Origin of the sequence: Mesorhizobium sp. M0296, assembly GCF_040321675.1 — a bacterium.
Classification (GTDB): Bacteria; Pseudomonadota; Alphaproteobacteria; order Rhizobiales; family Rhizobiaceae; genus Mesorhizobium.
Genome location: NZ_JAMYRZ010000026.1, coordinates 65338 through 92202 on the forward strand (window position 1 = coordinate 65338; position 26865 = coordinate 92202).

Here is a 26865-nt window from a genome sequence, read left to right on the forward strand (position 1 = left end):
CCGCACAGCCCTCAATCGTGGCCACGCCCGAAATGCCGGCTCGCCACCTCGACATGCGTGTCGTGCGCATGCGCTTCGAAGCGTTCGGTCTCGCCGAGATCGTCCACCGCCTCGTTCGGCCACCAGCTGCCGCCGACCACGATTCCGTCCGAGACCAGCCTTTGCTCGGCGACCAGCGAGGCGCCGACCGAATCGACAAAGGTGAAGCGGCCCGGACGCAGCCGCAACACCGCGATGTCGCCGACCGCACCCACCGCAAGCCTGCCGAGATCGGGCCTGGCGATCGCTTCGGCAGGGCGCTGCGTGGCGGCGCGCAGCACCTCGACCAGCGGCATGCCGAGCGCCAGCAGCTTCGACATGCAGACCAGGATGTCGAAGGCCGGCCCGTCGACGCAGTAGAGATGCACGTCGCTGCTGATCACGTCCGGCGCCAGCCCCTCGCTGAGCATCGCTTTCGCCACTTCGAAATCGAACGAGCCCATGCCGTGGCCGATGTCGAAGATGACGCCGCGCTCGCGCGCCAGCCGCATATCTGGCCGCACCGCCCCCGAGGCGAAGATCGGCGCGTTGGGAAACGGCCGGAAGCAGTGGGTGAGAATGTCGCCCTTGCGCAGCCGCGGCAGCACTTCCGAGCGGCCCGGCGGCGGCTCGTCTATGTGCGCCATCAGCGGCAGGCCGGCTTTGTCGGCGGCTTCGAGCGCGAGATCGACCGGCGCGATGCCGCTGGTGCCGCCGGCATGGCGACCCGAGCGGACCTTGACGCCGACAACCACGTCCGCGTGCTCGCGAGCCGCCGCTACCGTCTCGCGCGGTTCGCAGAGCCGGAGGTCGCTACACTCGCCGACCGCCACGGTCTGCGAGAAGCCGAATATGCCGGCAAAGGAAATGTTGACATAGGCCAGGATGCGGACTTTCGAGCGCTCGATGACGTGGCAGCGAAAGCCGAGGAAATTGCCGGCGCCGGCACTTCCGGCATCGATGAAGGTGGTGGTGCCGCTCTTTGCGGCGAGCCGGTCGGCATCGACGCCGAGCGACGTGCCGCCCCAATAGACATGGCTGTGCAGGTCGATCAGGCCGGGCGCGACGATGGAGCCCGTGGCATCGATGACGCGGGCGGCACGTTCGAAGGGGATTTCGGTGTCGATCGCGGCGATACGGCCGTCGGCAATCGCCAGATCGCGCTGCGCGTCGAGGCCGGATGCCGGATCGATGAGGCGGCCGCCTTTTATCAGGAGATCGAATTGCATCGCGCCTGTCTCCACTTTCCCGTCAGGCCGGCCTGTAGGCAACGGCCTCGGCCTCGATCTTGATGTCGATCATCAGCCGCGACTCCACTGTCGTGCGCGCCGGCGGGTCTTTCGGGAAATGCCTGGCATAGACGGTGTTGAAAATGCCGAAATCGCGGGCGTCTTCGAGCCAGACCGTCGTCTTGACTACGTCGTCGAGGGTACAGCCGGCCAGCGCCAGTGCCGCCTTGACGTTCGACAGCACCTGCTCGGTCTGTTCGGCGATGCCGCCCTTGACCACCAGCCCGTCTGTGCCGACCGGCACCTGGCCTGAGACATAGACGAAATCGCCGGCCCTGACCGCCGGCGACAACGGCACATGGGATTTTCCAAAACACTGCTTGGGCAAGGAGGCCTCCTATCTAGGTTCTTTGGGTGAACGCGCGATGCTGCGAGAGATAGGGGGCGGCTGCACGCCATCGATCCACATTTTGAAAGCCTATATCGCTTTGCTGCGGTAACGCCAGAACGATCACCGCCCTTGGTGATCCTTCGCGCCCCCCTCTGTCCTGCCCTCTTTGCGATCACTTGGCATCTCCCCCTCTAGTGGGGAGATCGGCAGCTTCGCCGATAGCATCCATTCAGCCACCTTGGAGATTGGCGAAAGCCGCGGTGACATCCAATCTCCCCTCTGGAGGGGGAGATGCCCGGCAGGGCAGAGGGGGACGCTGTCCCGCCAGCGTCTGGACCCGCGACACCAGCCGGCTCAGCGGTCGATCCGCGTCGACAGGATGATCGACGACGACGTGCGCTCGACTCCGTCCATGGCGCCGATCTGGTCGAGAAGCGTGTCGAGATCCCTGATCGAAGGCGCCTCGACGATGACGATCATGTCGAAATTGCCGCTGACCGAGTGCAGCGTGCGAACCGGTGCCAACGCCTGCAGGCTGCGCACCACCTTGTCGGCAAGCTTGGGGGTGACGGTGAGCAGGACATGCGCCCTGACCAGCCCCTGCTCGTAATCCGGCGACAGCCTGACCCCGTAGCCGGCGATGATGCCACGCTGTTCCAGCCGCTCGATCCGGCTTTGCACCGTGGTTCGTGAGACGCCGAGCCGCCGCGCCAGTTCGGCGGTCGAGGCGCGCGCATTGATACGCAGCAGGGAAAGCAGAGCCAGGTCGGCATCGCTGAGCATTTAGACGAACCCTGCCGGCACATTGCGCAAAGAGAGACTGCGTTTCGTACAATCTCACGCTTCCTTTCGACAGGCAAGCTGCGATTCTAACCGTGAATTTGGCATTGGTGCGAGGGACCGGTCATGAAGGAAATCATCGTCGTCGGCGCCGGCAAGATCGGCTCGACCATTGCCGAGATGCTGGCTTTCACGGGCGACTACCATGTCACGCTCATCGACCACTCGGCGGCGCAGCTCGGCGCGGCCGAACTGTCTGAAACGGTCGAGACGCTGGAACTCGACATCGAGGCCGCCGGCACCCTCGAAGCGGCCTTGGCCGGCAAATTCGCGGTGCTCAGCGCCGCGCCTTTCCATCTGACCACGCGCATCGCGGAGGCGGCGGCCAGCGCCGGCGTGCACTATCTCGATCTGACCGAGGACGTCGTCAGCACCAGGCGGGTCAAGGAACTGGCTCGTTCCGGCAGCAGCGCCTTCATCCCGCAATGCGGCTTGGCGCCGGGCTTCATCTCGATCGTTGCCAACGATCTCGCCAGCCGCTTCGACACGCTGGAAAGCGTGCGCATGCGGGTCGGCGCGCTGCCCCAGTACCCGTCGAATGCGCTGAACTACAATCTGACCTGGAGCACCGACGGCGTCATCAACGAATATTGCGAGCCTTGCGAGGCGATCGTCGAAGGCGAGCTGATCGAAGTGCCGCCGCTCGAGGAGCGTGAAGAATTCTCGCTCGACGGCGTCACCTATGAGGCGTTCAACACCTCGGGCGGGCTGGGCACGCTGGCCGAAACGCTGAAGGGCAGAGTGCGCACGCTGAATTACCGCACCATCCGCTATCCCGGCCATGCCGCGATCATGAAGGCGCTGCTCAACGACCTCGGCCTGCGCCACCGCCGCGACGTGCTGAAGGACATTTTCGAAAGCGCCCTGCCGGCGACGCTGCAGGACGTCGTCATCGTTTTCGTCACCGTCAGCGGCCGCAAGAACGGCCGTCTGCTGCAGGAAACCTACGCCAACAAGATCTACGCCAGGCGCGACGGCGAAACGGTGCGCAGCGCCATCCAGATCACCACCGCATCGGCCATCTGCGCCGTGCTCGACATGCTCGCCGACGGCACCTTGCCGGCCAGAGGTTTCATCAAGCAGGAGGACATCGCGCTCGACGCGTTCCTGGCCAACCGCTTCGGCCGCGCCTATGCGCAGCACGAGATGGTTAGCCGGCTTGCAGGATGAGCTGCGTAATCTCCCCCCTCGAGGGGGAGATGTCGCCGAAGGCGACAGAGGGGGTCGCCTCGCGTAGAGCGCCAACCTCCATCTGTCGCAAGGGAGGTCGCATCCAGTCGAACCGACCCCCTCTGGCCTGCCGGCCATCTCCCCCTCAAGGGGGGAGAGCGCGAGCCCTCAGATATGCAGTGCGTGCCCCAGCGCCTTCAGCGCCGCTTCCTGAAAACCCTCGCCCTGTGTCGGATGGGCATGGATCGTCCCGGCGATATCCTCCAGCGTCGCGCCCATCTCCAGCGCCAGCCCAAACGCAGTGGACAGCTCCGACACGCCCTGGCCGACGGCCTGGATGCCAAGCACCAGATGGTTGTCCGCCCGCGCCACTACCCGAACGAATCCGTCCTCGCCCAACTTCGTCATCGCCCGGCCATTGGCGGTGAAGGGAAACTGTCCGACCTTGATCTCGCCACGGGTCTTGGCCTCCTCCGGCGACAGGCCTGCGGTGACCAGCTCCGGGTCGGTGAAACAGACAGCCGGGATCGCTCGTCTGTCCCAGCTGCGCTTGTGGCCGGCAACGATCTCGGCGACCATTTCGCCTTGCGCCATGGCCCGATGCGCCAGCATCGGCTCGCCGGTGACGTCGCCAATGGCAAAGATGCCGCGCATCGAGCTGCGGCACTGGTCGTCGATGCGGATGAAGGATCCGGCCATGTCGAGGTCGATCTGCTCTAACCCCCAGCCTTCGGTCACCGGCTTGCGACCGACCGTGACCAGCATCTTGTCGGCAGCGATCTTGCCGTTCTTGCCGCCATTCGTCTCGACCAGCAGCGCGTCGCGCTTAGTGGACAGCCCCTTGGCCTTGGCGTTCACGAGCACCTCGATGTCGAGTTCGGCCAGCCGCTTCACCACCGGCCGGGTCAGTTCCGCATCATATTGCGCCAGCACGCGCGGCAACGCCTCGACCACGGTCACCTTGGCGCCCAGCTTGGCAAAGGCGATGCCGAGTTCCAGCCCGATATAGCCGCCGCCGACCACCGCCAGCCTCTCCGGAACTTCGCTCAGCGCCAGCGCCTCGGTCGACGAAATGACAGGACCGCCGAACGGCAGCGATGGCAGCTCGACCGGCGCCGAGCCGGTTGCTATCACCACCGTTTCGGCGCGGATCACCTGCATGCCGATCTCGGTCTCGACGGCAACGGTCTTGCCGTCGCGAAATGTCGCCCAGCCATGCACCGTCTTCACTCCCGCTTTCTTCAGCAGGCCGGCGACGCCGTTGTTCAGCCGGCTAACGATGCCGTCTTTCCAGGCAATGGTCGCCGCGAGATCAAGCGACGGTGCCGCGACCGTTATGCCGAGTGGACTTTTGCCGCCGGCCATGTGCGAGAGCTTTTCGAACTCTTCGGCTGCATGGATCAGCGCCTTTGACGGGATGCAGCCGACATTGAGGCAAGTGCCGCCCGGTTTGCCTGCCTCGACGATCACCGTGTCGATGCCAAGCTGCCCGGCGCGGATGGCACAGACATAGCCGCCCGGACCGGCGCCGATGACCAGCAGCTTGCAGGAGATTTCCTTCATCATTGCACCTTAGTTCGACGAGCCGGCGGGGCAGCGCCCCCCTCTGTCCTGCCGGACATCTCCCCCTCAAGGGGGGAGATTGGCAGCTTTCGCGTTCGGCTTAGTCCTGCAAGGCTGGAGATTGGCGAAAGGCGGGATGACGGCCGATCTCCCCCCTTGAGGGGGAGATGCCCGGTAGGGCAGAGGGGGGCGCGAAGGATCACTACTGCTCTCATCCCGCGCCCCTGCGATCCTCTGTTCATCTCCTCAATCCACAAAAATCAGCGCCGGCGTTTCCAGCAGCGCCTTTATCCGCTGGATGAACACCGCCGCGTCCCAGCCGTCGACGACGCGGTGGTCGAAGCTGGAGGACAGGTTCATCATCTTGCGCGGGATGAACTGGGTGCCGTCCCATACCGGCCGCACCATCATCTTGTTGACGCCGACGATCGCCACTTCCGGATGATTGATCACCGGCGTCGTCGCCACGCCGCCCATGGCGCCCAGCGAAGTGATGGTGATGGTCGAGCCCGAGAGCTCGTCGCGCGTCGCCGTGCCGGACTTTGCCGCCTCGGCCAGCCTGACAACCTCGGCTGCACAGTCCCAGATGTCGCGCGTCTCGGCGTGCTTGACCACCGGCACCATCAGCCCGGAAGCCGTCTGCGCGGCGATGCCGATATGGACGCCGCCATGCTGGTGGACGATGCCGGCTTCGTCGTCGAACAGTGCGTTGACATTGGGCTGGTCGGCGATTGCCTTGACCATCGCCCGCATCAAGAACGGCAGCAGCGTCAGCTTCGGCCTGTCCCCGCCCGGCCGCTTCTCCTTGTTGAGCGCGGCGCGCAAATCCTCGAGCGCGGTGACGTCGATCTCCTCGACATAGGTGATATGCGGGATGCGCGACTTGGCCAGCGTCATCTTCTCGGCGATCTTTCGCCTGAGCCCGACTATCTTGATGTCCTCGACCGCCTCGTTGCGGGCAAGGCCGGAAACCTTGGCGAGCCGGGGTCCGCGCGCCAGGAAAGCCTCGATATCCTCGTGCCGGATGCGCCCGGCCGCGCCGGTTCCCGGGACCTGCCGAAGGTCGATGCCGGCCTCTTTCGCCCTCAAGCGGACGGCCGGCGAGGCCAGTGGCTTTTCGCCCTCGGGGCGCGGCGCGCCGACCGGGGCTATACCCCCGAAAGCCGGCGCAGTACCCCCACCCCTAACCCCTCCCCACAAGGGGGAGGGGGATTCCGCCGGCCCACTTCCACCCTCATGCGTTGAAACTTTTCTGGATGATGGCGAAATGGGTTTGGCATCGGCTTTGGCGGCCGTGACGCGTCCCCCTCCCCCTTGTGGGGAGGGGTTAGGGGTGGGGGTACTGCGCCCGGTGGGGGTATTCTTGGCGCCCGCCTCAGTGGCCTGCGACGCAGCATCGCTGACGTTACCCTCGCCCGCCACCTTCAACCTGACAATCGGCGAGCCGATCGCCACCGTGTCGCCGATCTCGGCGCCCAACCAGACGATTTCGCCATCGACGGGCGAAGGAATTTCGACCGTCGCCTTGTCGGTCATGACAGCGGCCAGCACGGCATCCTCGCGCACGAGGTCGCCGACCTTGACCTGCCATTCGACGAGCTCGGCCTCGGCTACGCCTTCGCCGACATCGGGCAGCTTGATGACATATTCGCCCATCGTTCCCCCTTCAGGCTTCCACCGTTTCGACGAGCGCGCGGCCTAGCCGGGCAGGACCGGGAAAATAGTCCCACTCCTGCGCATGCGGATAGGGCGTGTCCCAGCCGGTGACCCGCGCCACAGGCGCTTCCAGATGGTAGAAGCAGCTCTCCTGAACCAGCGCCGAAAGTTCGGCGCCGAACCCCGATGTCAGCGTCGCCTCATGCACGATGACGCAGCGCCCCGTCTTGTTGACCGAGGCGACGATCGTCTCGAGATCGAGCGGCAGCAGTGTCCTCAGATCGATGATCTCGGCATCGATGCCGGTCTCCTCGGCTGCCGCCTGGGCGACATAGACCATCGTGCCGTAGGCAAGCACGGTGACTGCCGCGCCCTGCCTGCGGATCACCGCCTTGCCGAGCGGCACCGTGTAATGGCCGTCGGCGACTTCGCCGAGCTCATGTTTCGACCATGGCGTTACCGGGCGCTCGTGATGACCGTCGAAGGGGCCGTTGTAGAGCCGCTTCGGCTCCAGAAAGATCACCGGGTCCGGATCCTCTATCGCCGCGATCAAAAGGCCCTTGGCGTCATGCGGGTTCGACGGCACGACGACCTTCAGGCCGGAGACGTGGGTGAACAGCGCCTCCGGGCTCTGGCTGTGGGTCTGGCCGCCGAAAATGCCGCCGCCGGTCGGCATTCTCACGACGATCGGGCAGGTGAAATCGCCGTTCGACCGGTAGCGCAGCCGCGCGGCTTCCGAGACGATCTGGTCATAGGCCGGATATACATAGTCGGCAAACTGCACCTCGACGCAAGGCTTCAGCCCGTAGGCGGCCATGCCGATGGCCGCGCCGACAATCCCGGATTCGCTGATCGGCGCATCGAAGCAGCGGCTCTTGCCGTATTTCGCCTGCAGGCCCTGGGTGCAGCGGAAGACGCCGCCGAAGAAGCCGACATCCTCACCGAACACGATGACTTGGCTGTCGCGCGCCATCGACACGTCCATGGCGTCGCGGATCGCCTCGATCATGGTCCGCCGCGGCATGGTCAGACCCCTGCCTGTTGGCGCTGGCGCCTGAGATGCGGCGGCATCTCGGCATAGACGCCCTCGAACATGTCGCGCGCCGAGGGCTTGCCGCCGGCATGCAGCGTGCCGTGGCGCTCGGCCTCCCGCTGCGCCGAAATCACCGTGTCGAGGATTTCGGCCTCGGCCTGGGCGTGGCGTTCGTCCGACCAGACGCCGCGCTGGATGAGATGGTTCTTCAGCCTGACGATCGGGTCGCCGAGCGGCCAGGCATCGGACTCGGCCTTCGGCCGGTAGGCCGACGGGTCGTCGGAGCTCGAATGGGCGCCGACGCGATAAGTGACGTATTCGACCAGCGTCGGCCCGAGATTGCTGCGCGCCCGTTCCGCCGCCCATTTGGCCACCGCATGGACGGCGAGATAGTCGTTGCCGTCGACGCGCAGCGACGGAATACCGAAGCCGAGCCCACGGGCGGCAAAAGTGCCGGAACCGCCGCGGGCGATGCCCTGGAAGGTCGAGATCGCCCATTGGTTGTTGACGACGTTGAGCACGACCGGCGCCTTGTAGGTCGAGGCGAACACCAGCGCCGAATGGAAGTCGGACTCGGCGGTCGAGCCGTCGCCGATCCAGGCGGCGGCGATCTTTGAATCGTTGCTGATTGCCGAGGCCATCGCCCAGCCGACCGCCTGGATGTACTGCGTCGCCAGATTGCCGGAGATCGAGAAGAAGCCGTGCTCCTTCGATGAATACATGATCGGCAATTGCCGCCCTTTCAGCGGATCGGCCTCGTTCGAATAGATCTGGTTCATCATCGTGACCATCGGGTAGCCGTCGGCGATGAGCAGGCCGGCCTGCCGATAGGTCGGAAAATTCATGTCGCCCCGCGACAGCGCCTTGCGGAAGGCGCAGCTCACTGCCTCTTCGCCGAGATGCTGCATGTAGAAAGAGGTCTTGCCCTGGCGCTGCGCCATCTGCATGCGCGCATCGAAGCTGCGCAGCGTCATCATATGGCGCAGCCCCTCCAGCAACTCGTCGTCCGAAAGCAGTCCTGCCCACGGCCCGACCGCCTCGCCGGCGCGGTTGAGCACGCGGATGATCGAGAAGGCCAGATCGCGGATGTCGCGCGGGTCGACGTCGATCTTCGGGCGCGGCACCGAGCCAGCTTTTGGAATGCTCACATTAGAGAAATCCGGCGTCCCGCCCGGCCGCACTTCCGGTTCCGGAACATGGAAGCGCAGCATTCCGGCATCGGCCATGATCTCGGTCCTCCACTGTTGCCCGGCCAGGATATTTGCACACCGCCAGAGCAGTGCCAATTCGTCGGGCGAGGCTTCGCTGCCGCTGGCTGCTGCCCGCGGCCGACAGGATGGAGATATGTCGGCGAAATTTCTTGTCGATCTTCCGCGCCGGCGCGCAATTTGGCGAATGCCCGGGCCAGTCTGGCGCAAGAGCAGGAACTTCCTGCGGGAAGATCGCTCGGTCGAGTTCCTTCGCGCCCCCCTCTGTCCTGCCGGAGGATCGCGGCATCATCCCAGCTCCGGTTCCTCGCCCCCACGGAAGTGGGGGAGAGGAACCCACGTCTTGAGAGGCTGGTCTTCCTTCGCGCCCCCTCTGCCCCGTCGGCGTCTCGATACAATACCGCCATCCCTCCGTTCACCCCGCGCCCGCGTCATGCTAATCAGCGCCCATGGCACAAAAGAAAGCATACGAGGTCGATGCATGGCTCGCGAAGCCGGATCCGCGCGTCTCGATCGTGCTGCTTTACGGTCCCGATCGCGGGCTGGTTGCCGAGCGGGCAAAGGCCTTTGCCGGCAAGACCGGCCTGCCGCTTGACGATCCGTTCTCGGTCGTCAGGCTGGACGGTTCGGAGGTCGATCGCGACGAGGGCCGCCTGCTCGACGAGGCCCGCACCGTGCCGATGTTTTCGGAGCGGCGCCTGCTATGGGTGCGCAATGCCGGCGCCCAGAAGGCGCTTGCCGACGACGTCAAGGCGCTGACGTCGGAGCCCGCGCGGGACGCCATCATCCTCATCGAGGCCGGCGACCTGAAGAAGGGCGTCGGCCTGCGCGCCGTGGTGGAGGCGGCGGACAATGCCATGGCATTGCCTTGCTATGCCGATGAGGCCAGGGATATCGATACGGTCATCGACGACGAACTGCGCAAGGCCGGCATGTCGATGACACTGGAGGCGCGGCAGGCGCTGCGCCGCAATCTCGGCGGCGACCGGCTGGCCTCGCGCGGCGAGATCGAAAAGCTTGTGCTTTATGCGCATGGCCAGCCCGAAATCGGCCTCGACGACGTCAAGGCGACGTCTGGCGATGTCTCGGGCCTCTCCTTCGACGCGGCGGTCGACGCCCTGCTCGAAGGCAGGATCGCCGACTTCGACACCGCCTTTAACCGCCATTGTCAGTCAGGCGGCCAGCCTTTCCTGGTGCTTTCATCGGCGATGCGGCAGTTGCAGGCGATCCAGGCGATGCGCGGCCTGATGGACGCCGGCGGCCGCAATGCCGCTTCGGTCGTAGCCGCGGCGCGCCCGCCGGTGTTTTTCTCCAGGCGCAAGCTGGTCGAGAAAGCCCTCGAACGCTGGAGCAGCGAGGCGCTTGGCCGCGCACTCAACCGCCTGCAGACGGCGGTCCTGCAGACACGCCGGCGGCCCGATTTGTCGGTGGCGCTGGCGCGGCAGGCGCTGCTCGGCATTGCGGTGGAGAGCGCAAGGCTGGCGCAGCGCACCTAATCTCCCGCCTTGAGGGGGAGATGTCGCCAAAGGCGACAGAGGGGGTCACAGCGCGTAGAACACCAGCCCCTTCCGCGAAGACAGAGGACGTGGGCGCTTGAAATTTGACGACCCCTTCTGGCCTGCCGGCCATCTCCCCCTCAAGGGGGGAGATTAACTACTTCGACGATTTCGCCAATCACCGCGCGGCAGCAAAACGTTATTTGCCGGCTAATTTTAGCAACCTACCTACTCCCGCTTCAGCCTTCGACAAAGCTCGTCGAGCTGCTCCAGCGTCCGGTAGGCGACGCTGATCACGCCGCCGCGCTGGTTGTGCTCGATCGTGACGATCATGCCGATCGTGCTGGTCATCAGCCGCTCCAGCGCCAGTGTGTCGGCATCCTTTTGCGGCGGTGCGGTGGGCTGGCGCTTTGCCGCCGGCGCGCCGACCGGCATCTGCGCCAAGGCTTCGGCCTGGCGCACCGAAAGCCCCTCGTCGATGATCCGCTTGGCAAGCTCGGCCGGGTCCTCGGCCGTCACCAGGGTGCGGGCGTGGCCGGCCGAGAGCGCGCCGTCGACCAGCATGTCGCGAATGACGTCGGGCAGCTTGAGCAGCCTCAGCGTATTGGCGACATGGCTGCGGCTCTTGCCGATCACCTGGCCGAGATCGGCCTGGGTATAGCCATGGTCGTCGATCAGCTGCTGGTAGCCGAGCGCCTCCTCGACCGGGTTGAGGTCGGTGCGCTGGACGTTTTCGATGATCGCCAGCTCGAGCGCCGTGCGATCGTTGACGTCGCGTACGATGATCGGGATTTCGGTCAGCCCGGCGCGTTGCGCCGCGCGCCAACGACGCTCGCCTGCGATGATCTCGTAGCGGCCCGTTTGGGTTTTCGACGGCCGCGCCACCACCGGCTGCACCACGCCATGTTCGCGGATCGACTGGGCGAGGTCGGTCAGGTCGGCGTCGCCAAAATGCCGGCGCGGGTTTTTGGGATTGGGGCTGAGGAACTCGATCGGCACCTTGCCGTCGGCCGCCAGCCCGGGCTTTTCCGGTGCCGCCGGGCGATCGATTTCGCCGATCAGCGCCGCCAGTCCCCGTCCCAGTCTTTTCCTCGAAGGGTCTTCGTTCATCGTCCGTCCAGATCGTTTCGGTATCGAATCGGGTTTATGTTCAGGCAGCACGCAATTTGCGCTCGCGGCGGATGACTTCCGAAGCAAGCTGCAGATAGGCCTGGCTGCCCGAGCATTTGAGGTCGTAGAGAATCGCCGGCTTGCCATAGGACGGCGCCTCGGAAACGCGGACATTGCGCGGGATGACGGTTTCGTAGACCTTGTCGCCCATATGCGCCCGCACATCCTGCACCACCTGGTTGGCGAGATTGTTGCGCCCGTCGAACATGGTCAGCACGATGCCCTGGATCGTCAGGTCGGGGTTGATCGAGCGGCGCACCTGCTCGACCGTCTCCAAAAGCTGGCTCAGGCCCTCCAGCGCGAAAAACTCGCACTGCAGCGGCACCAGCACCGAATCGGCCGCAGCCATCGAATTCAGCGTCAGCAGGTTGAGCGAGGGCGGGCAGTCGATCAGCACATAGCCGAAATTGGCCGAGCGCTCGGCCGAAGCCCGTAGAGCGTTGCGCAGCCGCAGCACCCGATCCGGCGCCGAGGCGATTTCCATCTCGATGCCGAGCAGGTCGAGCGTCGACGGTACGATCGACAGGCCAGGCACCGCCGTCGGGATCGCCGCCGCTTCGAGATCTAGCTCGCCGGTCAGCACATCATAGGACGAGACGGTGCGGTCGCGCCGGTCGATGCCAAGCCCGGTGCTGGCGTTGCCCTGCGGGTCGAGATCGACGATCAGCACCTGTTCGCCTATGGCCGCCAGCGCGGTGGCCAGATTGATGGCGGTCGTCGTCTTGCCGACGCCGCCCTTCTGGTTGGCGACGGTGATGATTCGGGGGCCGTTCTTCATCATGGGTCTATGCCAGAAATTCATTTGGGTCGCCGGTCACAAGCCAGGGTGCTGTCGCAAGTCGGATACTTCGAGAATGACGCCCTGCGCGTCGGTTGCACTGGCATGTTCTACCAGATCGAAAGACCATCGTTGAGCGCTTTCTGCCACTTCGGCGCGGTAATCCCGGCCTTTGTGAAACAGGCCGCGCGACCCCTTGGTCAGCCACGGTGCCGCCAGGTCGAGCAAGGCCGGAAGCGACGCAAGCGCCCTGGCTGTGACGATTTGCGGTGCAGGAACAAGAGGATAGCTGTCGTCGATGCGGCGCGCGATAACCTTGGCGGGCAGCCTGAACTGTCCGATGACCGCTTGCAGGAACGATGCTTTTTTTCGGTTGCTTTCAACCAGGTCGATACCGGCGCCGTCCCGCTCGGCAAGCAAAAAGGCCAGCACAAGGCCGGGAAACCCACCGCCGGAGCCGAGATCGACCCAGCGCTTCGCCTCTGGTTTGATTCGCGCCAGCTGCGCGCTGTCGAGGATGTGGCGGCGCCAGACATCATCCTGCGTCGATTGCGCGGCCAGATTGATCCGGCGGTTCCATTTCTGGAAGACGGCCTCGAACTCGACCAGGCGATCGAATGTTTCACGTGAAACCGGGCCCGCTGCAGTCTGCAGGTTTGCCCAGGACGCAGCGCTCACGCGACCTGCTTTCGCGCAGCCGCCTCGGCATTGCGGACATGGGCGACAATAATCGCCAGCGCCGCCGGCGTCATGCCTTCCATGCGCTGCGCATCGGCAATCGAGCGCGGCTGGCGTGCCAGCATCTTCTGCTTCAACTCGTTCGACAGGCCGGGAACAGAAGCAAAGTCGAGCGACTCGGGAATAAGCCTGCTCTCCTCATGCCTGATCTGCGAAACATCGGCCTGCTGGCGGTCGAGATAGACAGAATATTTGGCTTCCGTTTCAAGACGTTCGGCCGTTTTACTGTCGATCGCCGCGAAAGCCGGCTCGATCCGCGCCAGCCAGGCGATGTCGACGCCGGGATAGGCCAGCAACTCATAGGCCGAGCGGCGGACGCCGTCCCGGTTGATTTCGAGCCCATGGCGCGCTGCCTCATTGGGGGTCATGGTGGTGCCGAGGGCGAGCTGTCGCGCCTTCTCAAGGTCTTGCACGACATTGTTGAACCGCTGCATCCGCTCCGGCGAGGCAATCCCCAGCCTTATCGCCAGTGGCGTCAGCCGCTCATCGGCGTTGTCGGCTCGCAGCGATAGCCGGAACTCGGCCCTTGAGGTGAACATGCGGTACGGCTCGGCGATGCCGCGGCTGGTCAAATCGTCGACCATCACGCCGATATAGGCTTCGGTGCGGCTCAGCACGATTTCCTCGCTCGCCGACGCCTTGCGCGCTGCATTCAAGCCGGCAAGCAGCCCTTGCGCGCCGGCCTCCTCGTAGCCGGTGGTGCCGTTGATCTGGCCGGCGAGGAAAAGGCTGGCGATCCGCCTTGTTTCCAGCGTTGGCTTGAGCTCGCGTGGATCGACATGGTCATACTCGATGGCATAGCCCGGCTGCAGCATGGTTGCCCGCTCCAGCCCCGGAATGGTCTTCAGGATGTCGAGTTGTACGTCCTCGGGCAGCGAGGTCGAAATGCCGTTCGGGTACACCGTGTCGTCGTCCAGCCCTTCCGGCTCCAGAAAGATCTGGTGGCCTTCGCGGTCACCGAACTTGACGATCTTGTCTTCGATCGACGGGCAATAACGCGGCCCGACGCCTTCTATCGACCCCGAATACATGGCCGAGCGGCCGAGATTGGCGCGAATCAGCTCGTGCGTTGCATTGGTCGTTCGGGTAATGCCGCAATGGATCTGCGGATTTTCGATGCGATCGGTCAGCAGCGAGAACGGCACGGGGTCCTCGTCCGCCGCCTGGCTCTCCAGTGACGCCCAATCGATCGTCCTGCCATCCAGCCGCGGCGGCGTGCCGGTCTTCAGCCGCCCGAGCCTGAAGCCGGCGCGGCTCATCGTCGCCGACAGGCCGATGCTCGCCTGCTCGTTCATACGGCCGGCGACGATCTTCTTTTCGCCGATATGGATCAGCCCGCGCAAAAAAGTGCCGGTCGTCAGCACCACGGCGCCGCAGGCGAGCCGGCTCCCATCCGCCAATAGTACCGCCGCGATGCGTCCGTCGTCGATTTCCCCGTTGTTGATTTCGAAATCCAGCACCTCGCCTTCGATGACATCGAGGCCAGCCTGCTGGCGGATTGCCGCCTGCATGGCGAGGCGATAGAGTTTTCGGTCGGCCTGCGTTCGCGGACCACGCACCGCTGGCCCCTTGCGGCGGTTGAGCAGGCGGAACTGGATGCCGGCGGCATCGGCGACGCGCCCCATCAGCCCGTCCATGGCGTCGATTTCGCGAACCAGATGGCCCTTGCCGAGGCCGCCGATCGCCGGATTGCAGGACATCACGCCGATCGTGTCGAAGCGCAGCGTCACCAGCGCCGTCCTGGCGCCAGCCCGCGCAGCGGCACTGGCTGCCTCGCAACCAGCATGACCGCCGCCCACCACAACCACATCATAGTGATTGGTCATTTCAGAATCCCGAATTCAAGTGGACCGACACATGTCCCTGGAGGCACGCGCTGTCAAGGACGCAGGGGCGCTTCAGACGCATGACTGCCCCCGACAATGCAGACAGAGATCGCCTGGCGCCGTTTTGTCTTTCCTTCTCCCCTTGTGGGAGAAGGTGGATTGGCGCGCAGCGCCAAGACGGTTGAGGGGGTGCTGGACGGAGCACTGTTGGTGCCAAGCTGGAACACCCCTCATCCGACCGAGCTTCGCTCGGCCACCTTCTCCCCCAAGGGGAGAAGGGGAGACGCTACGAGCGAGATCGTTTCACGTGAAACAGTCCCCCTATTCCTGGGCCCATGTTTCACGTGAATCACCCCGGTGTGTTCCTTCCCCTATGTTTCACGTGAGTCATTTGCCGATACAGAACTGCGAAAAAATCACATCGAGCATATCCTCGACATCGACCGCCCCGACGATGCGTCCAAGCCGATCCGCCGCCAGGCGCAGTTCCTCGGCCCGTAGCTCCTGCCCGCGATCACCACTGGCCACTGCTGCGAGCAGGAAGCGTTTCGTCTCGTTGAGCAGCTCGACGTGCCGCAGCCGCGACGGCAGGATATCGCCGGCCTTGCCGATCTGGACTGCGGCACGACGCCCGATCTCGTCCAGCAGTTCGGCCAGACCCGTGCCGTCCCGCGTCGAGATAGCGAAATTATAGTGCGCCGCGGGCGAGGGCGATTTGCCCCCCAACAGGTCAATTTTTGTTCCGACCCTCAGCGCCTGAATGTCGCCCGGCGGCACACCGATCGCGATTGGCTCCGCCATATCCTCAAGCAGCAACAGCAGATCGGCGCTGTGCGCCTTGGTCCTGGCTTTCTCGATGCCGATCGCCTCGATCATGCCACGCGCCTCGCGCAGGCCGGCGGTGTCGGTTACCCTGACCCGCATCCCCTCAAGGTCCAGTACCACCTCGAGCAGGTCGCGGGTCGTGCCCGGCTCGTCGGTGACGATGGCCGCTTCGCGCCGCGCCAGCGCGTTGAACAGGCTGGACTTGCCGGCATTCGGCGCGCCGAGGATTACCACTTCGAACCCATCGCGAATGATTTCGGCAGCGCGGAAGCCGGCGACGTGACGCTCTATTTCCCCGATCATCGCCCGGACATCGGACCAGACTGTATCGGCCACCGAGCCCGGCACGTCATCCTCGTCGGCAAAGTCGATCTCGGCCTCGATCATCGCGCGGGCGAGGATCAGCCGTCGGCGCCAACCCAGATAGAGTTCGCTCTGCACGCCTTGGGCGTTGTGAACGGCAAAGCGCCGCTGCGCCTCGGTTTCGGCGTTGATGAGATCGGCCAGCGCCTCGGTTTCGACCAGATCGAGCTTGCCGTTGAGAAAGGCGCGGCGGGTGAATTCGCCAGGCTCGGCATGCCTGACGCCGTCGAAGGAGGCGATCGTTTCCAGCATCCTCGCCACAACGGCGCGCCCGCCATGCACATGGAACTCTGCAACGTCCTCGCCGGTAAAACTGTCGGGGCCGGCAAACAAGACGACCAGGCCGCTGTCCAGCACCGATCCGTCGGGCGCCCGGAACTTGCGATAGGTGGCAACGCGGTTTGGCACCTTCGATCCCGCAATCGTTTCGAAAACGAATCGACTCTGCGGCCCCGAAATCCGGATCACCGCAATGCCGGCCGGCAGGCGCCCGCTCGACAGCGCCACGATGGAGTCTTTTGAAATCATTTGCCCGCTCTGCCGAAGCGTCCTAGCTATGCTTGTTCAATCCGCCATCGAGTAACGCCGTGACATTGCCTGCAAAAAACCTGCTTGCCGAAGAGGCCAGCCCCTATCTGCAGCAGCACAGCGGCAATCCAGTGCACTGGCGGCCATGGTCGCCCGCCGCTCTGGCCGAAGCAAAGGTGCTGCAGCGTCCGATCCTGCTCTCTGTCGGCTACGCCGCGTGCCATTGGTGCCACGTCATGGCGCATGAGAGCTTCGAGAACGACGACGTCGCCGCCGTCATGAACCGTCTCTTCGTCAATATCAAGGTCGACCGCGAGGAGCGCCCCGACATCGACCAGATCTACATGGCGGCGTTATCCTCGATGGGCGAGCAGGGCGGCTGGCCGCTGACCATGTTCCTGACGCCGAAGGGCAAGCCGTTCTGGGGCGGCACTTACTTTCCGCGCGAAGCCCGCTACGGCCGGCCGGGTTTCGTCCAGGTGCTGGAGGCGGTTGACAAGGCTTGGCGGGAGAAGAAAGAAAGCGTTAACCAGAATGCCGACGGCCTGACCACGCATGTCGAGACGCGGCTGGCTGGCAGCCATGCCAAGGCCGTGCTCGACCGCGGCATGCTGGCGAACCTCGCCAATGGCATTGACGGCATGATCGACCGCGATTTGGGCGGTCTGCGCGGCGCGCCGAAATTCCCCAACGCGCCGTTCATGCAGAGCCTCTGGCTGTCCTGGCTGCGCGACGGCACCGCATCGCACCGCGACGCCGTTCTCCTCAGCCTCGAAAAGATGCTGGCCGGCGGCATCTATGACCATATTGGCGGCGGACTCAGCCGCTACTCGACCGACGCCGAATGGCTGGTCCCGCATTTCGAAAAAATGCTCTACGACAATGCCCAGCTCATGCGCTTGTGCAATTGGGCCTATGCGTCGACTGGCAAGGAATTGTTCCGGCTGCGAATCGAAGAGACGATTGCTTGGCTGTTGCGCGAAATGCGAGTCGAGGGCGATGCCTTTGCCGCCAGCCTTGATGCCGATAGCGAGGGCGAGGAGGGGTTGTTCTACACCTGGAGCAGGGATGAGCTCGAAGCAGCCCTTGGCGACGATTCAGCATTGTTTTTCAAATACTTCACGCTTGCCGGTCCGCATGGTTGGGAAGGCAAGCCGATCATTTGCCAGACTGATGCTCAACAGGCGCAGAGCGTCGTCGATCGTGACCTTCTGTTTCCGCTCAAGCACAGGCTGCTGGCAGCGAGGGAACAGCGCGTGCGGCCCGGGCGTGACGGCAAGGCCCTGACCGACTGGAACGGCTTGATGATCGCAGCCCTTGCCGAGGCCGGACGGTCGCTTGGCCGATCCGACTGGATCGAAGCGGCGGCAACGGCCTTTGCCGCGATGGCGGCTGCCGGACGTGACGGCCGCCTGCCGCATTCGATGCTCGGCGCAAAGAAGCTGTTTCCGGCTCTGTCGAGCGACTATGCCGCCATGGCCAACGCCGCCATCTCACTGTTCGAGGCGACCGGCAATCCCGGCTACATCGATCGCGCCGGGAACTTCATTGAGCAACTCGATCTTTGGCACCGGGACAGCGACAAGACCGGCTACTATCTGACCGCGTCCGACAGCGCGGATGTGCCCATCCGCATCCGCGGCGATGTCGACGAAGCCATTCCTTCCGCTACCGGCCAGATCATCGAGGCTCTGGTCCGATTGTCGTCGCTTTCGGGCGATCTCGATCTCTGGGAAAAAGCCTGGACAGTCGCAGAGCACGCGGGCGGGCGGGCGGAGCACCAGGGCTATGGCCAGGCGGGTATAGTCAATGCCTGTGCCTTGGCGCTTGAACCGCTGAAGCTGGTGATCGTGGATAGACCGGAGATTCCAAGGCTTGTTCCGGTTGCGAATCGAAATCCAGACCCGCGCCGGGTGGACATCGTCGTGCCTGTTGGCTCGGCGACAAATCTGCCAGCCTTGCCAGGCGGCGTCCTGCCGCCAACGGCCGAGCCCGGCGCCTGGCTCTGCACGGGGCAGGTCTGCCTGCCGGTGATAACCGACGCTGAGGAACTCGAGCGGCAGTTAAGCCATCGATAGGTCGAGGTGCACAGAACCGGAACGCCGGCGGGACAGCGCCTTTGCCACCTTTACGTATTCATCGAATCGAAGAAATCCGCGTTGGTCTTGGTCTGCTTGAGCTTGTCGATAAGGAACTCGATGGCGTCGGTCGTTCCCATCGGCGCCAGGATGCGGCGCAGCACGAAGATCTTCTGCAGGTCCTGGCGCGGAACCAGCAGGTCTTCCTTGCGGGTGCCGGATTTGAGGATGTCCATGGCCGGATAGATGCGCTTGTCCGCCACCTTGCGGTCGAGCACGATTTCCGAATTGCCGGTGCCCTTGAACTCTTCGAAGATGACCTCGTCCATGCGGCTGCCGGTATCGATCAGCGCCGTGGCGATGATGGTCAGCGAGCCGCCTTCCTCGATGTTGCGGGCAGCACCGAAGAAGCGCTTCGGCCGCTGCAGCGCGTTGGCGTCGACACCACCGGTCAGCACCTTGCCGGATGACGGCACGACGGTGTTGTAGGCGCGGCCGAGGCGGGTGATCGAATCCAGCAGGATGACGACGTCACGGCCGTGCTCGACCAGGCGCTTGGCCTTCTCGATAACCATTTCGGCAACCTGGACGTGGCGCACCGCCGGCTCGTCAAACGTCGACGACACCACCTCGCCCTTCACCGAGCGCTGCATGTCGGTGACTTCCTCCGGCCGCTCGTCGATCAGAAGCACGATCAAATAGCATTCCGGATGGTTGGTGGTGATCGAATGGGCGATGTTCTGCAGCAGCACCGTCTTGCCGGTGCGCGGCTGCGCCACGATCAACGCGCGCTGGCCCTTGCCGAGCGGCGCCACCAGGTCGATGACGCGCGCCGAAATATCCTTGGAGGTCGGAACCTCCATCTCCATCTTCAGCCGCGACGTCGGATAAAGCGGCGTCAGATTGTCGAAGTGGATCTTGTGGCGGATTTTTTCCGGGTCGTCGAAATTGATCGTGTTGACCTTGAGCAGCGCGAAATAGCGCTCGCCCTCTTTCGGGCTGCGGATCGGCCCTTCAACCGTATCGCCGGTCTTCAGCGAGAACCGCCGGATCTGCGACGGTGAAATATAGATGTCGTCGGGACCTGGCAAATAGTTGGCATTGGCAGAGCGCAGGAAGCCAAAGCCGTCCTGCAGCACTTCGACGACGCCGTCGCCGATGATCTCGATATCCTGGGTCGCCAGCCTCTTCAGGATCGCGAACATCAGCTCCTGCTTGCGCATGACGCTGGCGTTCTCGACTTCGAGCGATTCCGCATAAGCGATCAGCTCTGGCGGTTTCTTGTTCTTGAACTCTGTGAGTTTCATTTCTTGCATCATTAGACGGACTCTGAGTAAGCTTTGGGAAAAATATCGGCGGGATGCGACAAATGCCGGGCGCGGCCGAAGCGATAAATGGGCGGCGCATGACGGGAAGGAAGACCCGTCTTTTATCGTCGGTCGGTTGAAAGAGCAAGCCGCCTTTTGCGGGCAACCGAAGACGTCAGAACGGTTTCACGATAACCAGGACGACGATGACGATCATCAGCAATGTAGGGATCTCATTGACGATCCGCCAGTGCCTTGCCGATTTTTCATTGCGGTCTTCGGCAAATTTCCGGACGGCGGCGGCGAGATAGCCATGCACGGCCGACAGGCCAACCACCGCAGCGATCTTGGCATGCAGCCAGCCGCCTTGAAAACCAAAGCCTTTCCAGGCGAGCCACAGGCCGAATGCCCAGGTGATCACCATTGCCGGATTGATGATGCCGCGCAGCAGGCGGCGCTCCATCACCTTGAAAGTCTCCGACTGGACGGAGCCTTTTTCGGCATCGGCATGATAGACCAGCAAGCGCGGCAAATAGAGCATGCCAGCCATCCAGGAGATGACGGCAATCACGTGGATCGCCTTCGCCCAGGGATAGAAATCATCGGGCCCGAACAGCAACAGCAGCCCGGCCAGCACCAGGAAAATGGCGATCGCGATTGCCGCGCGGCGCATCGCGCCCTTACCGGTGTTGGTGCCGTTCGCATTGTCCGCGCCCATCATCGTCACGATGCGCTCCGCACCAGCTTGACCATCCGCTCGACATGAGCGAGCGGCGTCTCCGGCGTGATGCCGTGGCCGAGATTGAAGATCAGCGGCCCGTCGCCCAGCGCCTTCAAGATCGCCCCCACGCCGTCGTCAAGCGCCTTGCCGCCGGCTACAAGCCGCAGCGGATCGAGATTGCCCTGCACGGCGCCGTCACGCTGCAATTCCTTCGCGGTCGACAATGGCACGGTCCAGTCGAGGCCCAGCCCGGTCACGCCGGTCTTCTGGCGATAGCTTCGATAGTGATCTCCCGCGCCCTTGGGAAAGCCGATGATCGGAACATTGGGATGGGCAGCCTTCACTTGCCGGACGATCGAGGCCACCGGCTCGACGCAGAACAACTCGAAAGACGCTTGGTCGAGCACGCCTGACCACGAATCGAATATCTGCACCACGTCGGCGCCAGCCTCGATCTGGCGGATCAGATAGGCAGCCGAATGATCGGCGAGCACTTTCAAGAGCCGGAGAAAGGCCGTCGGCTCGCGATAGGCGAACAGCCTGGCCGGCGCCTGGTCGGGCGTACCGTGGCCGGCAATCATGTAGGTCGCCACCGTCCAGGGCGCACCGCAAAAGCCGATCAGCGTCGTTTCATCAGGCAGTCTGGCGCGCAACCGCCGCACCGTCTCGTAGACCGGCTCGAGATTCACGTGAAACGTTTCGCCGTCGAGAGCCGCAATTTCCGCAGCCGTGATCGGCGTCAGCAGCGGGCCGCGTCCTTCCTCGAAGCGCACGTCGCGGCCGAGCGCATGCGGCACGACAAGAATATCGGAAAACAGGATCGATGCATCGAAGCCGAAGCGTTCGATCGGCTGCAGCGTCACTTCGACGGCGAGATCCGGGTCGTAGCAAAGATCGAGGAAGGATCCGGCCCGTCTCCTCGTCTCCCGGTATTCCGGCAGATAGCGGCCGGCCTGGCGCATCATCCAGAGCGGCGGCGGAAACGCCGCTTTGCCTCTCAACACGTCCAGCACGATCCGGTCTTGAGGCATTGAGCGCTCGCCTTTCCAGGCTTCCCTATAATTAAATATTCTATTTTTAGGAATCTTATGATTCTAAGAGTCTGTTGGTTGTGGTGGTTGTCTCCTGTCCCGCTTTGCCCTCGAAAAGACCAGCCAGCATATTGTCGCGCGCTTCTCCAGCGGGATTGCAGGACTTTGTGGAAAACCGGGAATTTACGACTGGAGTCAATGCGTTGCCGCCAGGCCAGGGAAATTGCCCCTGTGGATGAAGCGAAGGCAAAAAGCTCGGTCCCCGGACTTGTCCCCAACCGCCCGGAGAAGCCGACAGCACATCGAATTGTGGACAAACCGCCATCTGATACAGTCGCTTTGCGGTGGCCGAGTTTTCCGCCCGGCTTATCCACATCGGCCCACAGCCTGGAATGTATCCTGTGAACAAACCGCAGAGCTTCTTTCACCTTCATCTGATTTCAGACGCCACCGGCGAAACGCTGCTGGCCGCCGGCCGCGCGGCTTCCGCGCAATACAAGGATGCGCGCGCCATCGAACATATCTACCCGCTCATCCGCACCGAAAAGCAGGTGACGAAGGTGTTCGAGGACATCGAGGAGGAGCCGGGCATCATCCTCTACACGGTGGTCGACCAGAAGCTTGCCCGCGGTATCGACGAACGCTGCGCGGCCATGGGCCTGCCTTGCGTCTCGGTGCTGGAGCCGGTGCTGACGGTGTTCCAGTCCTATCTCGGCACGCCTGCCGGCCGACGCGTGGGCGCCCAGCATGTGCTGGACGCCGAATATTTCCGCCGCATCGACGCGCTCAACTTCACCATGGAGCATGACGATGGTCAGCTGCCGGCCAATATGGATGATGCCGACATCGTGCTCGTCGGCATCTCCCGCACCTCGAAGACGCCGACCAGCATCTATCTCGCCAATCGCGGCATCAAGACCGCCAACATTCCGATTGTGCTCGGCGTACCGGTGCCCGAAACCCTGGTCAATGCCAGGAGACCGCTGATCGTCGGCCTGGTCGCCACCGCCGAACGCATATCGCAAGTCCGGCAGAACCGCATTCTCGGCACCAGCGCCTATGAGCCGACCGATTATGTCGACCGCGCCGCGATCGCGGAAGAGCTCACCTATGCCCGCCAGATATGCACGCGGCATGGCTGGCCGATGATCGACGTCAGCCGCCGTTCGATCGAGGAGACGGCGGCGGCCATCGTTGCCCTGCGCGGCAAGACGCGCTAGGGTTTTGGGCGCTTGTGCTGTGGGTGGTCCTTACCTTCTCCCCTTGTGGGAGAAGGTGGCCGAGCGAAGCTCGCTCGGATGAGGGGTGTTCCAGCTTGGCATCACCTGCACTCCGTCCAGCACCCCTCAACCGTCTTGGCGCTGCGCGCCAATCCACCTTCTCCCACAAGGGGAGAAGGAAAGATCAGGCGAAAAAAATGGCTGAAAAAATCATCCTTGCCTCGGGCAGCCCGTTCCGCAAGGCGTTGCTCGTCAATGCCGGCGTCACTGTCGAAGCGGTTCCGGCTTCTGTCGATGAGCGCGCGCTCGAGGCGCCGCTGCAGAATAGTGGCGTGTCGCCGGAGGACGTCGCCCTGGTGCTTGCCGAAGCCAAGGCCACCGACGTCAGCGAGCGCAAGCCCGGCGCCCTGGTGCTCGGCTGCGATCAGACGCTGTCGCTCGGCGACGAGCTGTTCCATAAGCCGGCCGACATGGAAGGAGCGCGCCGTCATCTGCTGGCGCTGTCGGGCAAGACGCATCATCTCAACAGCGCCGTCGTGCTCGGCCGTGACGGCCAGGTTCTGTGGCGGCATGTCGGCATCGCCAGCCTGACCATGCGCAAGCTCGATCCGGCCTTCATCGGCCGCCATCTTGCGCGCGTCGGCGCCAAGGCGTTGTCCAGCGTCGGCGCTTACCAGATCGAAGGCGAAGGCATCCAGCTGTTCGAAAAAATCGAAGGCGACTATTTTACTATTGTCGGCCTGCCACTTTTGCCGGTGCTGGCCAAGCTGCGTGAGTTCGGGGCGATCGATGGCTGAGGCCACGAAAAAGGCGTTTGTCACGGGCCACCCGATCGCGCATTCCAGGTCTCCGAAGATCCACGGCTACTGGCTGGCGAAATACGGTATCAGCGGCGTCTACGAGGCCATCGACGTTGCACCGGAGGCGTTTGCCGAATTCCTGCAGACGCTGCAGGCACAAGGCTATCGCGGCGGCAACGTCACCATCCCGCACAAGGAAGCCGCCTTCGCTTTGGCCAAGCGGCGTGACGCCGACGCCGAACAGATCGGTGCGGTCAACACGCTGTGGTTCGAGAATGGCGAATTGTGGGGCGGCAACACCGATGCCCATGGCTTTGCCGCCAATCTGGACGAATATGCACCGAGCTGGGCGGCCAACGGCCGCGCCGTGGTGCTCGGCGCCGGTGGCGCCGCTCGCGCGGTTATTCATGCGCTGAAGCAGCGCGGCGTCAGCGACATCCGCATCGTCAATCGGACGCTTGCGAGGGCGCAGGAGCTGCGCGACCGCTTTGGTGCCGGCGTCTCCACCCATGGCTTGGCGGCGACCGGCGAATTGCTCGAAGATGCCGGCTTGCTGGTCAACACGTCAGCGCTCGGCATGCATGGCAATGAAGGCCTGTCCGCCGATCCCCGCAGACTGCCGGACGGCGCGATCGTCACCGACATCGTCTACGTGCCGCTGGAGACGCCGCTGCTTGCCGCGGCCAAAGCGCGCGGCCTGAGAACCGTCGATGGGCTCGGCATGCTGCTGCACCAGGCGGTGCCCGGCTTCGAGCGCTGGTTCGGCACCAGGCCGCAGGTCACCGCCGAACTGCGGCAAATGATCATCGCCGATATCGGCGCGATAAAATGATCGTGCTCGGCCTCACCGGATCGATCGGCATGGGCAAGTCGACCACCGCAAAGATGTTTGCCGAGGCCGGCGTGCCGGTCCATGATTCCGACGAGGCGGTGCATCGCCTCTATGCCGGCCAGGCCGCCCCCATGGTCGAGGCGGCCTTTCCCGGGACCACCCGATCCGGTGCGGTCGATCGCACAAAGCTGGCCGAACGGGTGCTCGGCGACGCCGCCGCCCTGAAACGTCTGGAAGCGATCATCCATCCGTTGGTCCGTGCCGATGCCGATGCCTTCCTGGCTGAACATCGTGCCGCCGGCGCGCCGCTTGCGGTGCTCGATATACCGCTGCTGTTCGAGACCGGCGGCCGTGATCGCGTCGACAAGGTCGTGGTCGTCACCGCGCCGCCTGAAGTCCAGCGCGCCCGCGTGCTGGCGCGCCCGGGCATGAGCGAGGAGAAACTGGCGTCGATCCTGGCCAGGCAGGTTGCCGACGCCGAAAAGCGCCGGCGCGCCGACTTCGTCATCGACACCGGCCAGGGCTTTGATGCGGCGCGCGCGGCTGTCAATGCGATCGTCGCCGAACTAGTCGGGGATAAGGCAGCCAGGCCTGGTTAAGAGGCTTGCAGCCCGCTTTACCTGTTGCCATTTTGTTCCAGGTGTGATTCGGCTAGAATGATGCCGGAACCAGTGGACTGATTCGATGCGTGAGATCATCTTCGATACGGAAACCACCGGCCTCGACACGCGCGAGGACCGCGTCATCGAGCTTGGCGGCGTCGAGCTGGTCAACCGCTTCCCGACCGGCCGAACCTTCCACAAATACATCAACCCGCAAGGCCGCCAGATCCATCACGAGGCGCAGGCCGTGCACGGCATCAGCGCCGCCGATCTTCAGGGCAAGCCGACTTTCATGGAGATTGCCGAGGAGTTTCTGGCCTTCATCGACGGCGCCAAGCTGGTCGCGCACAATGCCGGCTTCGACATCGGCTTCCTCAATCTCGAATTCGGCCGGCTTGGCCATCCGGCCATCGATCCGGGACGGATCGTCGACACGCTGGCGCTGGCGCGCCGCAAGCATCCGATGGGCCCCAATTCGCTCGATGCGCTCTGCCGCCGCTACGGCATCGACAACGGCCGCCGCACCAAGCACGGCGCGCTGCTCGATTCGGAATTGCTGGCCGAGGTCTATATCGAGCTCATCGGCGGCAAGCAGGCAAGCCTCATCCTCGACAGCATCCTGACTCCGGCGGGCGGCAGGCAGAATGTCGACTACATCGATATTTCGATCGGTGTGCGGCCGATCGCCTTGCCCTCGCGCCTGACCGATGCCGAGCGCACCGCGCACGCGGGCATGGTTGGCACATTGGGCGAAAAGGCGCTCTGGCTGCGCGTCCCCCCGGAAGCGAGTTCCGCCGCATAGTGATTTTGACAGGTTGCGGTCATCGGCAGCGAACGTCGATAGTTCCGTTCAGTGGCAAATCGCAAACCTTGGAGATTGGCTGAAATATCCCTCCAATTCGTCATCCCAGGGCGGAGCAAGGAGCAAAGCGACGCGGCGCAGACCCTGGGATCCATGCCGTTACCACGCGGCAGTGCGCCTGCGGACCAGAACCGAACTACCACCCCGTCCCGCGAAAAAGCTCGAACCACTCAGGGTTGGTCTTCTCGATCAGCTCGATCTTCCATTGGCGCGGCCAGCGCTTCAGCGACTTCTCGCGCTGAATGGCGTCACGAATGTCGAAATGTTCCTCGCACCAGACCAGGCGCTGCACGCCGTAGCGGCCGGTGAAGCGCGAACCTTGGCCGGATTTGTGCTCCGGCATGCGGCGGCCGAGATCGTTGGTGACGCCGATGTAGATCGTGCCGCGCTTCTGGCTCGCGGTCATGTAGGTATAGCCGGTCATGGCTGAAGGGTAGCTGGCACAGTTGCGGATACAAGCGCCGTTCTGAGCCGCTGTATTCTTCGGTTGCCGTGACGGCATGATGGGGTGGACGGCGCCCGACGGCATCGGATGTGCCAGAATGAGTTCGTTGAGATCTCAAACAAGGGAGCCGTCCGT

The 26865-nt window shown here is 64.0% G+C and carries 24 protein-coding genes; 8 read left to right on the top strand and 16 right to left on the bottom strand.

Annotation, left to right across the window (positions count from 1 at the left end):
• Positions 1-11 precede the first annotated feature (11 nt).
• The 3 genes from NKI97_RS23225 to NKI97_RS23235 form a co-directional block, all read right to left on the bottom strand.
• Entirely contained in the window at positions 12-1247 is a 1236-nt protein-coding gene (locus NKI97_RS23225; RefSeq protein WP_352453824.1) for an amidohydrolase/deacetylase family metallohydrolase, read from the bottom strand.
• Between the two features lie 22 nt (positions 1248-1269).
• On the bottom strand, positions 1270-1635 hold the full coding sequence (locus NKI97_RS23230) for a RidA family protein (protein WP_352453823.1): 366 nt from the start codon (positions 1633-1635) through the stop codon (positions 1270-1272).
• Positions 1636-1992: 357 nt separating this feature from the next.
• Positions 1993-2421, bottom strand: coding sequence for an Lrp/AsnC family transcriptional regulator (locus tag NKI97_RS23235; RefSeq protein WP_352453822.1), 429 nt, complete (start codon positions 2419-2421; stop codon positions 1993-1995).
• A gap of 123 nt (positions 2422-2544) precedes the next feature.
• On the opposite strand from NKI97_RS23235, the gene NKI97_RS23240 reads away from it, so the two are divergent.
• Entirely contained in the window at positions 2545-3648 is a 1104-nt protein-coding gene (locus NKI97_RS23240; protein WP_352836766.1) for a saccharopine dehydrogenase family protein, read from the top strand.
• A gap of 168 nt (positions 3649-3816) precedes the next feature.
• Here the strand turns inward: NKI97_RS23240 and lpdA are convergent, their stop codons facing one another.
• From lpdA to NKI97_RS23260, 4 genes are all read right to left on the bottom strand, one after another.
• Complete coding sequence (gene lpdA, locus NKI97_RS23245; RefSeq protein ID WP_352836793.1) at positions 3817-5211, bottom strand: dihydrolipoyl dehydrogenase; 1395 nt, start codon at positions 5209-5211, stop codon at positions 3817-3819.
• A gap of 246 nt (positions 5212-5457) precedes the next feature.
• Entirely contained in the window at positions 5458-6867 is a 1410-nt protein-coding gene (locus NKI97_RS23250) for a dihydrolipoamide acetyltransferase family protein (protein WP_352836769.1), read from the bottom strand.
• A gap of 10 nt (positions 6868-6877) precedes the next feature.
• The gene (locus NKI97_RS23255; protein WP_352836772.1) at positions 6878-7891 is read right to left on the bottom strand and encodes an alpha-ketoacid dehydrogenase subunit beta; all 1014 of its coding nucleotides are present in this window, start codon (positions 7889-7891) and stop codon (positions 6878-6880) included.
• A 2-nt stretch (positions 7892-7893) separates the two neighbouring features.
• Positions 7894-9126, bottom strand: coding sequence for a 3-methyl-2-oxobutanoate dehydrogenase (2-methylpropanoyl-transferring) subunit alpha (locus tag NKI97_RS23260; protein ID WP_254817940.1), 1233 nt, complete (start codon positions 9124-9126; stop codon positions 7894-7896).
• Positions 9127-9557: 431 nt separating this feature from the next.
• Here NKI97_RS23260 and holA point away from each other — a divergent pair, with 431 nt between their 5' ends.
• On the top strand, positions 9558-10604 hold the full coding sequence (gene holA / locus NKI97_RS23265) for a DNA polymerase III subunit delta (protein WP_352453675.1): 1047 nt from the start codon (positions 9558-9560) through the stop codon (positions 10602-10604).
• Between the two features lie 228 nt (positions 10605-10832).
• Here holA and NKI97_RS23270 read toward each other — a convergent pair whose 3' ends face one another.
• The 5 genes from NKI97_RS23270 to mnmE form a co-directional block, all read right to left on the bottom strand.
• Positions 10833-11714, bottom strand: coding sequence for a ParB/RepB/Spo0J family partition protein (locus NKI97_RS23270; RefSeq protein WP_352453674.1), 882 nt, complete (start codon positions 11712-11714; stop codon positions 10833-10835).
• Between the two features lie 40 nt (positions 11715-11754).
• Complete coding sequence (locus NKI97_RS23275) at positions 11755-12555, bottom strand: ParA family protein (RefSeq protein ID WP_084642633.1); 801 nt, start codon at positions 12553-12555, stop codon at positions 11755-11757.
• Positions 12556-12588: 33 nt separating this feature from the next.
• A complete protein-coding gene (gene rsmG / locus NKI97_RS23280) occupies positions 12589-13230 on the bottom strand; it encodes a 16S rRNA (guanine(527)-N(7))-methyltransferase RsmG (RefSeq protein ID WP_352836776.1) in 642 nt (213 codons plus the stop codon).
• Entirely contained in the window at positions 13227-15116 is a 1890-nt protein-coding gene (gene mnmG / locus NKI97_RS23285) for a tRNA uridine-5-carboxymethylaminomethyl(34) synthesis enzyme MnmG (protein WP_352836779.1), read from the bottom strand. The genes rsmG and mnmG overlap by 4 nt, the downstream gene beginning before the upstream one ends.
• Before the next feature lie 387 nt (positions 15117-15503).
• On the bottom strand, positions 15504-16832 hold the full coding sequence (mnmE, locus tag NKI97_RS23290) for a tRNA uridine-5-carboxymethylaminomethyl(34) synthesis GTPase MnmE (protein ID WP_352836782.1): 1329 nt from the start codon (positions 16830-16832) through the stop codon (positions 15504-15506).
• Positions 16833-16891: 59 nt separating this feature from the next.
• Here mnmE and NKI97_RS23295 point away from each other — a divergent pair, with 59 nt between their 5' ends.
• Positions 16892-18910 (top strand): thioredoxin domain-containing protein, encoded by a 2019-nt coding sequence (locus tag NKI97_RS23295; RefSeq protein ID WP_352750663.1) that lies wholly within the window; start codon positions 16892-16894, stop codon positions 18908-18910.
• A gap of 50 nt (positions 18911-18960) precedes the next feature.
• On the opposite strand, the gene rho is transcribed toward NKI97_RS23295, so the two are convergent.
• The 3 genes from rho to hemE form a co-directional block, all read right to left on the bottom strand.
• Positions 18961-20226 carry a transcription termination factor Rho gene (gene rho / locus NKI97_RS23300; RefSeq protein ID WP_023675925.1) on the bottom strand — a complete coding sequence of 422 codons (1266 nt, stop codon included), beginning with the start codon at positions 20224-20226 and terminating at the stop codon, positions 18961-18963.
• Between the two features lie 166 nt (positions 20227-20392).
• Positions 20393-20938, bottom strand: a complete 546-nt coding sequence (gene hemJ / locus NKI97_RS23305; protein ID WP_502900795.1) for a protoporphyrinogen oxidase HemJ — start codon at positions 20936-20938, stop codon at positions 20393-20395.
• A 2-nt stretch (positions 20939-20940) separates the two neighbouring features.
• Positions 20941-21969, bottom strand: coding sequence for a uroporphyrinogen decarboxylase (hemE, locus tag NKI97_RS23310; protein WP_352749539.1), 1029 nt, complete (start codon positions 21967-21969; stop codon positions 20941-20943).
• Between the two features lie 401 nt (positions 21970-22370).
• Between hemE and NKI97_RS23315 the strand changes: the two genes are divergently transcribed.
• From NKI97_RS23315 to dnaQ, 5 genes are all read left to right on the top strand, one after another.
• Positions 22371-23189, top strand: a complete 819-nt coding sequence (locus NKI97_RS23315) for a pyruvate, water dikinase regulatory protein (protein WP_352453668.1) — start codon at positions 22371-22373, stop codon at positions 23187-23189.
• 197 nt (positions 23190-23386) lie between these two features.
• Entirely contained in the window at positions 23387-23986 is a 600-nt protein-coding gene (locus NKI97_RS23320; RefSeq protein ID WP_352458815.1) for a Maf-like protein, read from the top strand.
• Positions 23979-24821, top strand: coding sequence for a shikimate dehydrogenase (locus tag NKI97_RS23325; protein ID WP_352750665.1), 843 nt, complete (start codon positions 23979-23981; stop codon positions 24819-24821). The genes NKI97_RS23320 and NKI97_RS23325 overlap by 8 nt, the downstream gene beginning before the upstream one ends.
• Positions 24818-25420, top strand: coding sequence for a dephospho-CoA kinase (gene coaE / locus NKI97_RS23330; RefSeq protein WP_352453665.1), 603 nt, complete (start codon positions 24818-24820; stop codon positions 25418-25420). Before NKI97_RS23325 ends, coaE begins: the two co-directional genes overlap by 4 nt.
• 85 nt (positions 25421-25505) lie before the next feature.
• Positions 25506-26225 (top strand): DNA polymerase III subunit epsilon, encoded by a 720-nt coding sequence (dnaQ, locus tag NKI97_RS23335; protein ID WP_352836787.1) that lies wholly within the window; start codon positions 25506-25508, stop codon positions 26223-26225.
• 196 nt (positions 26226-26421) lie between these two features.
• Here dnaQ and NKI97_RS23340 read toward each other — a convergent pair whose 3' ends face one another.
• Positions 26422-26709, bottom strand: a complete 288-nt coding sequence (locus tag NKI97_RS23340) for a GIY-YIG nuclease family protein (RefSeq protein WP_352836790.1) — start codon at positions 26707-26709, stop codon at positions 26422-26424.
• Positions 26710-26865: the final 156 nt, after the last annotated feature.